The following is a 14104-nucleotide window of genomic DNA, read 5'->3' on the forward strand; positions in this document are numbered from 1 at the left end:
GCGACGGCCGGCGCAAAACGCATCCGGCAGTCGAGCGTTCGATCGCATGGCTCAGCTTTCCGCTTGATGTCGAAAAAACGTCACGGTCTGACGGAGATGATCAATTGATAACGCCGGAAGAGATGTTGAGCGCGGAACGCGCATGCTGTCGGCTGGTTCACGAATATTGCTATGCAGTTGACGACTGCGATGCCGACAGGTTCATCGACGTCTTTACAGCCGATGCCGTCTGGGACCGTGCGGGCCATGCGTCGCTAACGGGACATGAGCAACTGCGCGCCTTCTTTACCGGGCGGCGCACCGATATCAGTACTTTGCACGTTTGCTCCAATGTGCTGATAAACGTTATCGACGCCGACATTGCGACGGGTCGTTCGTATGTGACGGTTTTCCGCTCAGTACGATCGGCAGTTCCGGAAGTCTTTCCACCCGCCATTCCCGATCTCGTCGCGCAATACACGGATGACTATCGGAAGACCGGGTTCGGGTGGCGAATCGCCCGTAGAAGGGTGTCTGTGCGGTTCGGCGGTAAGAGTTAAGCAACGGGTGCGGGTTCGCCCGCCGGACGGCGTGGTGACGGTAGAGGGCAAGCTCGCACGCTCGTCGCAGCCTGCATCGCACAGCAGTAGCGCCCAAGGTCTGACCGGCAACAGCACTGCTTCATCACAAGGAGACATCATGGACACACCTACACCGACGCCACGGCCTCAGGCCGTCATCGTCAAGCCCGAGCAGGCCCAGCCTATCAAGCCCTTCGGTCTGGACATGCAGGTGCTTCTGAGCACCGAGGACACGGGCGGGGCGATCTCGGTGATCATGGCCTGCCACCAGCCGGGTGAAGGACCGCCTGATCACGTGCACTTCGATCAGGAGGAGACCTTCTTCATCGTCGACGGTAGCTACGAGATTACGGTTGGAGAGCAGACAACGATTGCTGGCCCCGGCACGATCGTCTTCATACCGCGCAATGTCGTGCACCGCTTCAAGAACATCGGGACAAGCGCGGCGCGCATGCTCGATTGGAGCTTGCCGGGCGGGCAGGATCACTATTTCAAAGCCATTTCCGAACTCGCTGCCTCTGGAGGCTTTAGCGGTGAGAAAGTGATGGAGATCAGCAAGAAGTTCGATACGAACTTTCCTTCACGTCGCTGAGCGCAGCCCTTCGGGCGACTCCTTGAAGCGTGTCAATTAACAGGTCGGACTGCGGCCCTGATGGCCAGGTCACGCCCACGGTTTCTGCACGCAGTTGGCATGAGTCTGCTTGCTATTAGCGGGCACCGCGCCTCTTATCGACGTGAGCCAGCAGCGCCGGCGATGTCGAGGCATCACCGTGCCCATCGTCGCGTTTATCGCGGCATTTAGCCGACCCGCGGTTCGCTAGCGAGCGAGCAACGTTAGGCATGCTCCACGCGAAATGCTTGTCGCGCTGTCGATGCGATTCGTTTGCCCGGTGTGCATAGAGAAAAATCACAAGACACCAACCAGCGCGAAAGCGCCTCCCGATAAGGAGACAGCATGAAACGGTATCTGATCGGACTCGTTGCAAGCTGCTGTATCGCCGCAGCGATCGCCTCGCTGCAAGGTTGCGGAAGCAGCGTATCCGCCCAGGAAGCCGCTCCAACGCCCAATTACCCGCAGGTGGCAGACACGTCGGCCGCTACAGCTGGCGCTGCCGCATTCTTCTCCGGCTACTTTGCGGCAAGGTCGCAACATAGCGTGGATGGAATCATGGCTCGATTTTCCGATCCACGAGCAACGTTTTACGATGCGACCGTTGGATGGGGATTCGACAATTTCGCGGCTCTCAAGGCAATCTTTGCGCAGGTCGTTCCGACCTGGGGTGTAGGAGGCCTGTCCTACCCGACGCGTATTCTTGGCGACGAGACAAGTGCCATCGTAGCGCTTACCGACACCAAGGAACTGTTTGGTGCCGAGATCCGGACACTGTCTGCCGTCGACATGAAAAACGGCAAGATCGTTCGTTGGGTCGACTATTGGGACAGTCGCACGATCCCGGCTTCAATCGATGCGTCGCTGCGTCTTCCGCCAGCGCAGTTCGCCACCGATTTCAAGGAGAGTCAGGTGGGCGAGAGCGCGTCGGTCTTGATGAAATCAACGGCGAATGCGCTTCAACAAGCCTTGGCTGCGGGAGATGCACAATCTGCCGGCGCGCTATTCAGTTACGACGCCGTCTTCGAGGACATGACATTGCGTACACAGGTGTCGGGTAAGGCCGCGATCACAAGATACCTCGCGCGAGTTATCGTCCAGGCGCCGTATGGCGTCGGCTCTCCGTCAATCCCACGGCACGTTCTGGGGAGCGATAAAGGTGGGGGCTATGAATGGCGGGCATCGCAGCTGTCGGGAGGGAAGAACGGGATTTTTGCACTGAATCTTGATGCGAGCGGTGCGATCACACGTTTGACTACCGTCTATGACGGACGGGTAGTGCAGTCCGCAGTCCTTCAATCTCTCGCGACGCTTGGTGTGGAGCCCTAAGGGTTGTTTGGCGCGTCGACGCATCGAACTCCCACGACGGCTGACAGATGGCAGGTGATGTGACCTGGATGGAGGTCCGTTGGAGTTCTAAGAACGGCCACTGGCAACGCTGCGATCTAAGTGACGGCAAGGGTCGGCTACGGTCTGAGGCGCGACGAGCGGCCATGAAGCTCACCTATGCGGGGTAGGTTAGTTCTTCATGCAATTTTCCGGTTGGCCATATCTAGCTGCGACGCGCCTTTCCGGTCTCTCGCTTACCGTATATCGTTCAAAATCAATAGGATGCTGACTGGCTTGTGGCGTGAGTGACCGTAATTGGTTCCTCATACACCATTTACTCCGTCAAGAGGAACGAGAACCTATCGATTCGCAACCCGGACAAACCGCCGCTCCGCCTTACCCAGCAAGGATTCGAAGGGCGCAAAAAATTGTCACCGGCGGGTGAGAGTACCCGTCGGGACTGAATGCCTTTTGTCGAACGATCAGACGGCACGCCCGTCAGGCCGCGTGCGGCCAACGACAGACTTCTTCGTCCCGCTTTGACAAGCCTCGCAATCTGACGCGTCCGCCGCGCTGAGATTGTTTTTGACCGCCCGAAGCAGCTTCGCGAGCTGTTGCTGTTCTGTTGCATCGAGCCCAGCGACAGCCTTCGCAGAAAGGCGCTTTGCCTGGCGTTGAAGTGCAGCGTGGACCTCTTGTCCCACTGCGGTCAGCGAGAGCCTGATGCTGCGTCGGTCCGTAGCATCCGACTTCGCGTCCAGCAGGCCCCGTTCTTTGAGCCCCTTGATCAGGCGCCCGAGCTGAGCCTTGTCTCGTCCGCTATGGGCGACCAGTTCACTTTGCGTGGCACCTGGATGGACGGCGAAGAACGCGAGCACTTTGCCGTCCATGTGAGTGATGTCATGGGGGCCGTCGCGCAGAAATCGGTACTGCAACGAGCGGTATTCATGCATGACGGTGTGCACGAGGTCCAACAAATCGTCTGGAGAGTCTTTCATCGCTTCAGCAGTGTACCGATCCGGAAAATGGTTGACATTGTCTCCTTGTATTTATAGCATAGGTGACATTGTCTACTAATGGGTGGCCAGATGGATACCACAACGACCGGCAGCCGGGTAACGCGCGTACGGCACGAGCCAGTTCGACGCGACGTCGAAGTAATCCGCATCGACGAGATCAGTCCGAATTTCCGCAGCCTGACGTTTGCGGGCGAAGCGCTGGCCAGCTTTCGGAGCGATGGTTTTGACGATCACGTGAAGCTCATCCTGCCGTCCGGTGACGGAGAAGTTGCGCGAGACTACACGCCGCGGCGCTTCAACCCCGTCAGCAAGGAGCTGACGATCGAATTCGCTCGGCATGGGCACGGTTTCGCCTCGAACTGGGCAGCATCGGCACGACTGGGGCAGCGCGCGGTGATCGCCGGTCCCCGCGGATCGATGATCGTGCCAACCGACTACCAATGGCATCTGCTCATCGGAGACGACACGGCGCTGCCTGCGGTGGCCCGTCGGCTGGAAGAGCTCCCGTCCGGGGCCGTCGCACAGGTGCTCTTGCTTGTTACAGATAGAGCGGACCGGCGCCGCTTCAAAAGCAAGGCCGTGTTCAACGTGAACTGGGCTGACAACGAGCAGGAACTCATAGACACAGTGCGGGCATTCCACGTTCCCTCGGGAGAGGGCTACATATGGTGCGGTGCCGAAGCGGCAATCGCAGCGGCTGTTCGGGAAATACTGGTTGAGCGGAAAGGACACGATAAGGACGCGATTCGTTCTTCTGCGTACTGGAGAAGATCGAAGGGCGACGCGGCGTGAGATTCAGCCCGACATTTCGTCGCGCGTTTCGCGTCGGCGCGCGCGGCGCGCCACAGTGAGCTTGCGATTGATTACGGGCGCATCTTCGCTGTTATCGACGAGATTCGAATAGATTGTCCGAAGGGTCTTGAGCGTGTTTTCCAGCTCGCGGGCAGATACTCCCTTGACCGACATGCGTTCGATCTGCCATGCGCGCGGGGCTAGTTCGTTCACGGTCGAAATCCCCTCGGGGGTCAGCGACAACTGGATGGTACGACGATCGGAGGGGGACTCGCTGCGCTGAATATAGCCCATGGACTCAAGTGCGCCAACGGCTCGCGACAAATAGGACAGCTCCGATCCCGTATGACTTGCGAGGCCGGACAAGGTCTGATGATCTTCGTGGCGGAGCGCTGCCAATACGCGCCAGCCCTGGAGGTTGATGTCGCAGGACTTCAGATCGTCGGAGAAGCGCGCCGCGATGATGCTAGCCGCGCGATTAAGCAGATAACCGATCGAATTTTCCAGATCGTGATCTGGACGTTCCGTGGGCAATGGCTGCGTGCCGGTATGGCGGGCACGTTGCGCCTGCGTGGTTGAATCGGAAGTGGTCATGAATGGCGTTCGTCGCTCGGATTCGAACCTGAATGATAGCTTAAGCTACAGTTTGGAGGGATCCGGATACGCATCCGCGCCGGGCTCATTCGAGGCCGAGCCAGGTGGCCGCGTTTTTCCAGCGTAAGGCTTCCTGGACGGTGGCACTTAATCCGAGTGCTGCAACGCGCGCTGCGGGATCGGGGTCCATGATCGCGAACGGATAGTCGGTCCCGATCATCACACGGTCTTCCCCCACTGTTTCGATAAGTGCGCGGATAGCGGTGGTGCTGTAGAGCAGGTCGTCATAGTAAAGCGTCCGTGCCGCGTCGACGGGAGCTACGGAAATGGCCTCCTGCAATGCCTCCTGACATTCCCAGGCGAACTGCATGCGTGGCAGCAAGGCCTGGATCGCCCCGCCACCGTGGCTTAGCGCGATGCGCAAGCGCGGAAACCGCTTCAACAACCCACCGGTGATCAGTGATGCGGCAGCGAGACCGATCTCACCCGGAAACGCGACGATCTGCTCCAGTGATGCCGGTCCCACCAATCGGTCCATGCCGACCGGGCGCAGCGGGTGCACGAAGATCGCCGCGTTGCATGCCTCGGCGGCCTCGAAGAAGGGCCAGAAGCGCGGATCGCCAATTGACACGCCACCCACATTGCTGCCGACTTCGATTCCGGACAGCCCTAGCGTGCCGACGGCGAATTCGAGTTCCCGGATTGCGCGGTCGATGTCCTGCAGCGGCGCGGCCCCGAGGGCGCTGAAGCGATTGGGCGACCGGACCACCATCTCGGCAAGCGTCTCATTGAGATAACGCGCCAGGGTCGCGCCGTCTTCGGGGTCGAGCCAATACGACAGCAGTTCCGGCATGGGGGAAAGCACCTGCCGCCCAATGTCGGCCCGGTCCATGTCTTCGAGTCGAATGTCGGCGTCCCACGCCTGATTCGACACCGTTCTGTACACCTTGGATGAGATGACGACGTGCCGGTGGCACGGCTTGCCGTCGCGCATCGACGGCCACGGGGCATCGGGACGGCGGCCCACATAGGCCGGGAAATCATGAGGAACGACGTGAGTGTGGATGTCGATGCATCCGCAGTCGGATAACAGGCGAGCGGTGTTCATTAGGGAAATTCCTGGTATGTAGATCGATGTAGAACGATTGCAAAAACAACGGTTGTGAGTTTTAATTCGATCACGGTTTGGTTGCTTTTGCAATAATTTTGGAGGAAACAGGAATGACACCGATTTTGAGCGCCGTCGACGAGCGGCAACCCACATCGCCTGGTGCGGCATCGACGGACACTGACGTTTTCGCACGCTTGCTGGATTCCGCCGTTCAACTGCGGCCGCTCCTCGCGGAACGCGCGCGTCAGACTGAACAGGACCGTCGCGTTTCGGCGGACGTCACGAACCTGCTCAAGGAAGCCGGTCTGTATCGGGTGGTCCAGCCACTGCGTTTTGGCGGATATGAACTAACCTTGGAGGCACTGCGCCGCCTCGCGTTCGAACTCGGTCAGGGTTGTGCGTCAACCGGCTGGTGTTACGGATTGAGTGCCGCGGCGTCGTGGGTGGTCGGCATGTTTCCTGAACAGGCGCAACTCGATGTGTGGGGCAAGTCGCCAGACGCGCTGATTGCCTCCTGCATTGCACCGACTGGCAAGGCCACGCCAACCGAGGGCGGCTTCAGGCTGAAGGGTCGATGGAGCTTCGGAAGCAATAGCGATAACGCGCAGTGGTTGTCGCTAGGTGCGATGGTAGAGCAGGCCGAGGGGGCGCCGCCCCGGCCGATTTTCCTGCTAGTGCCGCAGGCGGACTACCGGATCGTCGACACATGGTTCACGGTTGGTCTCGCGGGCACCGGCAGCAAGGACATCGTGATCGAAGAGGAAGTGTTCGTTCCGATGCATCGCACGGTGTCGTTTTCAGAGGTTCTCGAGCAGGACGCACCAGGTGCGGATATCCACGATTCGGCACTTTACCGGGTGCCTTTCCTGAGTGGGTTTCCGCCGTTGTTGGCAAACCCGGCAGTGGCCGCACTGCGCGGTGCGCTTGATGAATTCGTCGACAGTATCGCTGCACGCGCCACCCGCGGTGCGTTCGCGGGCGGAGGCGCTTCAATTGCCCAGTTCGGGCATGTCCAGTCGGCGGTGGCGCATGCCGAAGCAGCAGTCGACGCCGCACAACTGATTCTGCAACGTGACCTGCAACTTGTTACGGAGTGGGTCGACGGTGGCGCAAGGTTGAGCAAGGAGCAACGTATCAACCTTCGCCGAGGTCACGCGTACGCGGTGCGTCTCTGCGTCGAGGCAATCAATGCGCTGTATGACGTCGTGGGCGGAACCGGCATCCAGTTGGACAGTGGTATCCAGCGTGCCTGGCGCGATATCAATGCCGTTGCGCACCACATCAGCGTCAACTGGCACGCGGTGTCCACGATGTACGGACAGATGCGACTCGGTTTGCCGCCGCGCGGCCAATATTAAGGGGAAGCACGCAATGGTCCGATATCGGAAACTAGGGCGCGTCGAACTCAACGTGACTCATCTCGAGAGTTCGCGCCGCTTCTATGAACAGGTGGTGGGGCTCCAATACGTCGATACGGGGCACGACGGAGAGATCCGCTTGCGCTGCGATCATGATCACCACAACGTGGTGTTGCACATGGCCCCTGAAGCGGGACTCCGGTGCGCCGGTTTCATGCTGGAGGACATGGCGCAGTTCGAGCCACTGATCGAGCGACTCACTGAGGCCGGTCTCGACGTGCACGAAACCGAACCGGATACGTGTCACGCACGCGCGCAACTGCGTGCCGTGCGGGTATTTGAACCGCTAGTGAGCGCGACGCTGGAGTTTTACGTGCCTCTGCCTGATTCAGAGCGTCCATTCCGGCATTCGGTGACGCGCATCCAGCGGCTCGGGCATATTGTCTTCAACACACCCGACGCGGCGCGCGCCATTGAATTCTGGCGTGACGTACTGAACTTCCGGGAGTCGGACTCGCTCGGCGAATTCGTCACCTTCATGCGCTGTTGGCCGAATCCTTACCACCACGGTATTGGCATCGCGAGATTCGAACGTCGCTGTTTGCACCACGTCAACTTCATGGTGACGGAAATCGACGACATTGGCCGGGCGCTATCGCGCCTGAAGTCAGCCAACTCCGATGTGGTGTTTGGACCAGGCCGGCATCCGGCTTCCGACAGCGTCTTTTTGTATTTCCTCGACCCAGATGGCCTGACGATGGAGTACAGCTTCGGCATGGAAGCATTTGCTGAAGCTCATCCTCGTGAGCCGCGACGCATGGAGCCCACTCCCGGCAATCTGGACTACTGGGGATCGGTGCGCGATCCGCGCTGTTTCACCCGTGCCGGCGCGAACGCCACGCCTGATTTGATTGGAGAAAAAGTATGAGCACGTCCTCTATCGATAGCCGCGAGCTGCGCAGCGCACTGGGACGTTTTGCCACTGGCGTCTGTGTCGTCACGACCCGCACTGATGATGGCCGGAAGGCCGCACTGACCATCAACTCGTTTTGCTCGGTTTCACTCGATCCACCATTGGTCGCCTGGTATCTGAACGACAGGGCGCCAAGCCTGCCGGTGTTCAGAGACTCGGGATACTTCGCCGTGCACGTTCTGGCTGCCGGTCAGCAAGACCTCGCGACCCATTTCGCGAAGTCAGCGGAAGACAAGTTCGCGCCGTACAGCGAACGCGTTCAGGCGGGTCTTGGTGACGTGCCGGTGCTCGGCGACGTGCTGGCCTGCTTCGAATGCAAGACGACGAGCATCGAGCCCTATGGCGACCACGTCATGATTTTGGGTCAGGTCGAGCGCTTCTACTACGGCAGTGAATCCCCGCTTCTGTTCCATGCCGGCCGCTTCCTCGAGCAAAGTGCGACCGTATAACGACGAGCCCGGATTCGCAGCCCCGACTCGGGGGATCCCTGACGGCAATAGTGTCAATTGGAGACGATAGTGCAACGGATGTTTAGAAGTCGCTGGTGGATCGTGTTCGGATCGGTCCTCGGACTGACGGTCGGCAATGTCACCGTCCTGCAGTTTTCGACCTCGGTGCTGATGAAGCCCATCATGACGGAGTTCGGCTGGGATCGCGGAGTGATGTCCGCCGCGGTCATGCTGGGGTCGATCTTCGCCGCGATTGCTACGCCCATCGCCGGCAAACTGATCGACAGGCGAGGAATCCGGCGGATCACGCTGGCTGCCATTACGCTTTTCGCGCTGGCCATCGCCGCGATGTCGCTGGCACCGGCCGTTCCCGCGGTGTTTCTTGCCATGTTCGCGTGTATGGGCTTGTTCAGCGGCGGGCAAGCGCCGCTGCCTTATGCGAAGGCGATCGCCGCGGCCTTCGATCGACAGCGCGGTCTCGCCATGGGCATCGCCATGACGGGTGTGGGACTGGGTGCGACGCTCGTGCCCCGCCTCACACAGCTGTATTTCGACAGATTCGGGTGGCGAGGCGCGTATGTCGCTGTCGGCATGACCGTGTTCGCTGTTGCATTTCTCGCGGTCGGGCTGTTCGTCCGTGACCCGGATGGCGCGCCTCGCACGGCGCAAGCTAACGTGCGCAATCCCGGCGTGGCAGGACTCCCAGCGGACGAGGCAGTGCGCAGCCGGAATTTCTGGAAGCTGGCAGTCGTGTTCCTATGCATTCCAATTGTTGTCAACGGTACCGTCGTGCATCTTGTCCCGTTGCTGACTGACCGAGGCATCCCGGCGGGCCAGGCCGTCGCCGTGCTTTCGGGCATCGGAGCGTCCCTGATCGCAGGGCGCATGTTGTGCGGTTTCCTGCTCGACCGGTTTTTCGGTCCCCACGTCGCGATCGCGTTCGTGATCCTGCCGGCAGTGGGCGTGCTGACACTGCTGGGCAGCGCCGACGTTTCGCTCACGACTGTGGGTGCTGTGCTGGTCGGTCTCGGCATGGGCGCGGAAGTCGATCTGATCGGCTACCTGCAAAGCCGATATTTCGGCTTGCGTGCGTTTGGTCAGATTTACGGCTATCTATTCGCGGTGTTCACTGTCGGCACCGGACTCGGGCCTTTCGTGATGGGCGTGGCCTACGATGCTACGGGCTCCTACCGACCCGCGCTGATGGCGTTCTTAGGCCTGCTCACCTGCGCCGGATGGCTGCTGTTGCGACTGCCGCGTGATTACCCATATCCCGTTCACACTCCCGCGCACGAGCACGCGGCGGATGATCCATCCCGCCCGAGTCTTGCATAACCCATTCTTTTTCGACACTCATGAAACTCGTTACTTATCAGCATCAGGGCACCGTCTCGATCGGCAAGGTGGAAGGCGACCAGGTAATTGACCTGCCGCGCAACGATCCGGACTTGCCGGCCACCATGATGGCGTTGTTGCAGGCCGGTCCGGACGCAATGACGCGTGCGCGTGCCGTACGCGGCAGCCATGCCGTCGCGTTGTCGGAGGTCACGCTGCTCGCACCTCTGCCCAACCCGTCGAAGTTTCTCGCCATCGGCATGAACTATCGCAAACACGTGGCAGAGGCGGCCAGGGTCGGCGTGCAGACACCACCGACCCAGGTCTGGTTCAACAAGCAGGTTTCGTGTATCAACGGCCCGTTCGGCGATGTACATCTGCCGGCAGCATCGAACCAGCTCGATTACGAAGTCGAACTGTGCGTGGTGATCGGCCAGCGCTGCAGGCACGTGAGCCGCGACGCAGCGAGCTCGGTGATCGCGGGCTACATGGTGTGCAATGACGTGTCGGTGCGCGACTGGCAGCTCGCCACCCAGACGATGACGATTGGCAAGTCGTTCGATACCTGCGGACCCACCGGCCCATGGATCGTCACGCCCGACGAGCTCGGTGACCCGCTCGCCCTGCGTTTGCAGATGTGGGTGAACGGCGAGCTGCGTCAGGACGATGTGACAGGTTCGATGATCCACAACATCTACGACCAGATCGCTCACCTGTCCACTGCCTTTACGCTAGAACCGGGCGATCTGCTGGCGACGGGGACACCGTCGGGCGTGGGCGTCGCGATGAGCCCGCCCGTGTACCTGAAAGTGGGCGATGTGATGCGGGCCGAAATCGAAGGGATCGGGGCGATTGAGAATCGGGTCGTTGCCGAACCGGTGTGAGCCAGACGGACAACACGAACGCGTAAAGCACGGAACACGCTGGAGTGTGTTCGGCGCTGTTGGCATACACGAAGCGTGAATCCCGACGTATGGGAACACGGTGGCCATGCCGGCGCTGAGCGGAATGGCGCCTCGCGGCAGTGAATCAAAGATCCGGATGGCTTGGAAACAGCCTTTCCGATCTGGAAAGTCAATTTGCCGAAACAACGGGCGCGTCGTTGCAGCATGACCGCGATTCCGGTCGCGCGGCCTGTCGGGATGAATTCGCAGGGTGTGGCGGTGGGTGTAACGCAAGGGTTCTGAACGACAACCAGATGCCGGTACACCGGCGGCGGATTCGGAACGTGAAGGGTAGTTGGGTGGAGGCTGGACTCGGGAATGGAGAATTGAAAGTGAGTTACGAAGTCATATTGAAGCCAAGCGGAAATCGCTATGTCGTCGAGGACGGGGAAACGGTGCTGGCGGCAGCCATGAAGGCCGGTCTTTTCGTTCCTTATAGCTGCCGCTCGGGCGCTTGCAGCGCTTGCAAGGGGCGCGTCGTGGAGGGTCGGGTCGAGCACGGACATGTACTCGAGCGAGCCCTGCCACCCGGGGAGCGCGAGGACGGCTACGCATTGCTATGCTCGGCGAAACCGCTTTCCAACTTGACCATCGAGGTGGAGGAGTTGACCGGCCTCGATGTCGTCAGGGCTTCGACTTTCCCCTGCCGGGTGACTGACATTACAAGGCCCGCGCCTGATGTTGCCGTTCTGAGATTGCGCCTGCCGCTGAACGAAAACCTCTTCTTCCGCGCCGGTCAGTACATCGACATCCTGCTGCCGGACGGCGTGCGCCGCAGCTACTCGATCGCCGTGCCGCCCGATCCGGTGTCGCTGACGCATATCGAGTTGCACATCCGCCATCATCCGGGTGGTCGCTTTACCGAGCAGGTTTTCTCGGAGCTTGCCACGCGGCAGATGCTTCGCTTCGAAGGGCCCTACGGCGCGTTTTTCCTGCGCGAGGCGACCGGGAAGCCCGTCATTCTGCTCGCGGGCGGAACCGGCTTCGCGCCTGTAAAAGCCATCGTCGAGTATGCACTGCAACGCGGGAGCGCCCGTGAATTCCACATCTACTGGGGTGGCCGCCGGCGGCGCGACCTGTATCTGGCCGACCTGCCATACAAATGGGCGGAGGATCATCCGAACGTCCATTTCGTGCCGGTGCTGTCCGAACCGGGAATGGATTGCGACTGGACCGGGCGCACGGGCTGGGTTCATCAGGCGGTGGTCGACGATTTTCCGGATCTTTCGGGATATGAGGTTTATGCGTGCGGCGCGCCGGCGATGGTCAACGCAGCACGGGAAGACTTCACGGGCACGTGCGGGCTTCCCCCAGCGGCCTTCCACGCCGATGCGTTCCTGACGCAGGCCGAAACCGCAGCGTAGTGCTACCCAATCGCAGATCGATACATCAACTGCACCTGACACAATGGAGACATCCTATGATGCTTGAAATCCCTGACGACGCCGTTGTGCCGTTAAAAAACGACCGCGCGATCAATCGGCCTTATGTGCTCGGCCACGGCACGCTGGAGTGCCGTGACATTACAGAGACGCGGCGCTTTTACGAGGAGTTCCTCGGCCTTGAAACGGTGCGCCATGCGGCGCCTGCGTTTGCGTTCCGTCTGGGCCTGAAGTTCCATGTGTTCTGCGTCGAAGTGGGCGACAAGATTCACGACGTCTCGTTTCTGACCCACTGGGGACTGGACGTGCGCACCCGGGAAGAAGTCGACACTGCGCATCGTGCAGCGCACGAATACAAGGATCAATACAAGATTCGCCAGATCACCGAAACGACGCTGCAACACGGCGTGTACTCGTTCTATCTTCAGGACCTCGACTACAACTGGTGGGAGTTTCAGTACTACGAGGGTTTCCAGCACGACGATGTTTTCGATTTCGGCGATCGCTTCTAAGCACCAGGACAATTCGACATGAACGATCACTATCATCTGCTGGGTTTTGACGACGAAGGTCGAACACGTGCGGGTCTGCTGATTGGCGAGCGTGTCTATCCGTATGGCCCACAACTGGGCGAGCTGCTTCAGCTTGACATGTGTGACCAGACGGTCACTGACCTGATCGAACGGTGGGACAGCTTTGGCCCTCTGTTGCGCGAGGCGGCGGTACGCATTGCGTCTTCGAAGTCGCCGTTGCCGAGCCTCGCGCTCGATGAGGTAAAGCTGCTTGCGCCGTTGCTTCCGCGAACCATCTACGGCGCGGGTGCAAATTACTATGATCACGTTGCCGAAATGGACCGGGCGTTTAACATGCCGCCGTCGCCCGACCCGCACTCGGTATCGGGGGCGCCGTGGCATTTCATCAAGGCACCTGCGTGTTCGGTGGTCACTGGTACCGGCGAGCAGGTGACTTTGCCGCCATACAGTCGCAACGTTGATTGGGAAGCGGAACTCGCGGTGGTCATCGGCCGTCCAGCACGCAACGTCGCAGTCGAGGATGCGCTGTCGTATGTTGCGGGATACACCGTAGCAAACGATCTCTCGCTACGGGATGTATTCGTACGCGATTACATTGGCGTGCATTCACCGTTCCACTTCGACTGGATCTCCCAGAAGTGCTGGGAGGGCAGTTGTCCGCTAGGACCCTGGATCACGCCGGCAGAAGACATTCCGGATGTGCAGTCACTTGGGATTCGTCTTTGGCGCAACGGCGAGGTGCGTCAGGATTCGAGCACGGCCGAAATGATCTTTAGCGTGGCCGAGCAGATCGCTTTCCTGAGTAGCCGGGTGACGCTGTACCCGGGCGACGTGATCCTGTCCGGCACGCCGGCTGGTGTCGGCATGCCGCATAAGCAGTTCATCGAGCCCGGCGACGAAATCGAGGTGTGGATCGAACACATTGGAACGCTCAAGAGCATGTTCAAGGCACACGACGCCACCAGAACAGATAGCTGAGGGGCCAGCTCGCGGGACTCGGTGCTCATGCGTTGCCCGTCCCGCATTCCTCACACGGCCGTTGCCTTGAACACCGCCATATAAAAAGCTGTTGCGACGACAAAAGTTTTGGTCGGATCACCGTACCTTACTGACAT

The 14104-nt window shown here is 60.1% G+C and carries 15 protein-coding genes; 12 read left to right on the plus strand and 3 right to left on the minus strand.

The features are described from left to right. The first annotated feature begins 104 nt into the window (after positions 1–104). From C2L64_RS23470 to C2L64_RS23480, 3 genes are all read left to right on the plus strand, one after another. Entirely contained in the window at positions 105–539 is a 435-nt protein-coding gene (locus C2L64_RS23470; protein ID WP_007589928.1) for a nuclear transport factor 2 family protein, read from the plus strand. A gap of 139 nt (positions 540–678) precedes the next feature. Then, positions 679–1152, plus strand: coding sequence for a cupin domain-containing protein (locus tag C2L64_RS23475; RefSeq protein ID WP_007589925.1), 474 nt, complete (start codon positions 679–681; stop codon positions 1150–1152). Between the two features lie 363 nt (positions 1153–1515). Continuing rightward, positions 1516–2499 carry a nuclear transport factor 2 family protein gene (locus C2L64_RS23480; protein ID WP_007589915.1) on the plus strand — a complete coding sequence of 328 codons (984 nt, stop codon included), beginning with the start codon at positions 1516–1518 and terminating at the stop codon, positions 2497–2499. Between the two features lie 482 nt (positions 2500–2981). Here C2L64_RS23480 and C2L64_RS23485 read toward each other — a convergent pair whose 3' ends face one another. Then, complete coding sequence (locus tag C2L64_RS23485) at positions 2982–3497, minus strand: MarR family winged helix-turn-helix transcriptional regulator (protein WP_007589913.1); 516 nt, start codon at positions 3495–3497, stop codon at positions 2982–2984. A 90-nt stretch (positions 3498–3587) separates the two neighbouring features. On the opposite strand from C2L64_RS23485, the gene C2L64_RS23490 reads away from it, so the two are divergent. Then, entirely contained in the window at positions 3588–4310 is a 723-nt protein-coding gene (locus tag C2L64_RS23490) for a siderophore-interacting protein (RefSeq protein ID WP_039901740.1), read from the plus strand. 3 nt (positions 4311–4313) lie between these two features. Here C2L64_RS23490 and C2L64_RS23495 read toward each other — a convergent pair whose 3' ends face one another. Together C2L64_RS23495 and C2L64_RS23500 are read right to left on the minus strand one after the other, a co-directional pair. Continuing rightward, positions 4314–4904, minus strand: coding sequence for a MarR family winged helix-turn-helix transcriptional regulator (locus C2L64_RS23495; RefSeq protein WP_007589911.1), 591 nt, complete (start codon positions 4902–4904; stop codon positions 4314–4316). Positions 4905–4989: 85 nt separating this feature from the next. Next, positions 4990–6012 carry an amidohydrolase family protein gene (locus tag C2L64_RS23500; protein ID WP_007589910.1) on the minus strand — a complete coding sequence of 341 codons (1023 nt, stop codon included), beginning with the start codon at positions 6010–6012 and terminating at the stop codon, positions 4990–4992. A 113-nt stretch (positions 6013–6125) separates the two neighbouring features. On the opposite strand from C2L64_RS23500, the gene C2L64_RS23505 reads away from it, so the two are divergent. The 8 genes from C2L64_RS23505 to C2L64_RS23540 all read left to right on the plus strand — a co-directional run bounded on the left by C2L64_RS23505 (position 6126) and on the right by C2L64_RS23540 (position 13967). Next, the gene (locus C2L64_RS23505) at positions 6126–7373 is read left to right on the plus strand and encodes an acyl-CoA dehydrogenase family protein (protein ID WP_007589909.1); all 1248 of its coding nucleotides are present in this window, start codon (positions 6126–6128) and stop codon (positions 7371–7373) included. A 52-nt stretch (positions 7374–7425) separates the two neighbouring features. Beyond that, positions 7426–8301 (plus strand): VOC family protein, encoded by an 876-nt coding sequence (locus C2L64_RS23510; protein WP_238554794.1) that lies wholly within the window; start codon positions 7426–7428, stop codon positions 8299–8301. Beyond that, entirely contained in the window at positions 8298–8795 is a 498-nt protein-coding gene (locus C2L64_RS23515; protein ID WP_007589907.1) for a flavin reductase family protein, read from the plus strand. The genes C2L64_RS23510 and C2L64_RS23515 overlap by 4 nt, the downstream gene beginning before the upstream one ends. A gap of 78 nt (positions 8796–8873) precedes the next feature. Continuing rightward, complete coding sequence (locus C2L64_RS23520; protein ID WP_007589906.1) at positions 8874–10130, plus strand: MFS transporter; 1257 nt, start codon at positions 8874–8876, stop codon at positions 10128–10130. A 20-nt stretch (positions 10131–10150) separates the two neighbouring features. Next, the gene (locus C2L64_RS23525) at positions 10151–11014 is read left to right on the plus strand and encodes a fumarylacetoacetate hydrolase family protein (protein WP_007589905.1); all 864 of its coding nucleotides are present in this window, start codon (positions 10151–10153) and stop codon (positions 11012–11014) included. A gap of 392 nt (positions 11015–11406) precedes the next feature. Then, positions 11407–12438 carry a CDP-6-deoxy-delta-3,4-glucoseen reductase gene (locus C2L64_RS23530; protein WP_039901735.1) on the plus strand — a complete coding sequence of 344 codons (1032 nt, stop codon included), beginning with the start codon at positions 11407–11409 and terminating at the stop codon, positions 12436–12438. 56 nt (positions 12439–12494) lie between these two features. Continuing rightward, the gene (locus C2L64_RS23535; RefSeq protein ID WP_007589903.1) at positions 12495–12968 is read left to right on the plus strand and encodes a VOC family protein; all 474 of its coding nucleotides are present in this window, start codon (positions 12495–12497) and stop codon (positions 12966–12968) included. A gap of 18 nt (positions 12969–12986) precedes the next feature. After that, a complete protein-coding gene (locus C2L64_RS23540) occupies positions 12987–13967 on the plus strand; it encodes a fumarylacetoacetate hydrolase family protein (RefSeq protein WP_007589902.1) in 981 nt (326 codons plus the stop codon). Positions 13968–14104: the final 137 nt, after the last annotated feature.

Source organism: Paraburkholderia hospita, from assembly GCF_002902965.1.
Taxonomy (GTDB): domain Bacteria; phylum Pseudomonadota; class Gammaproteobacteria; order Burkholderiales; family Burkholderiaceae; genus Paraburkholderia; species Paraburkholderia hospita.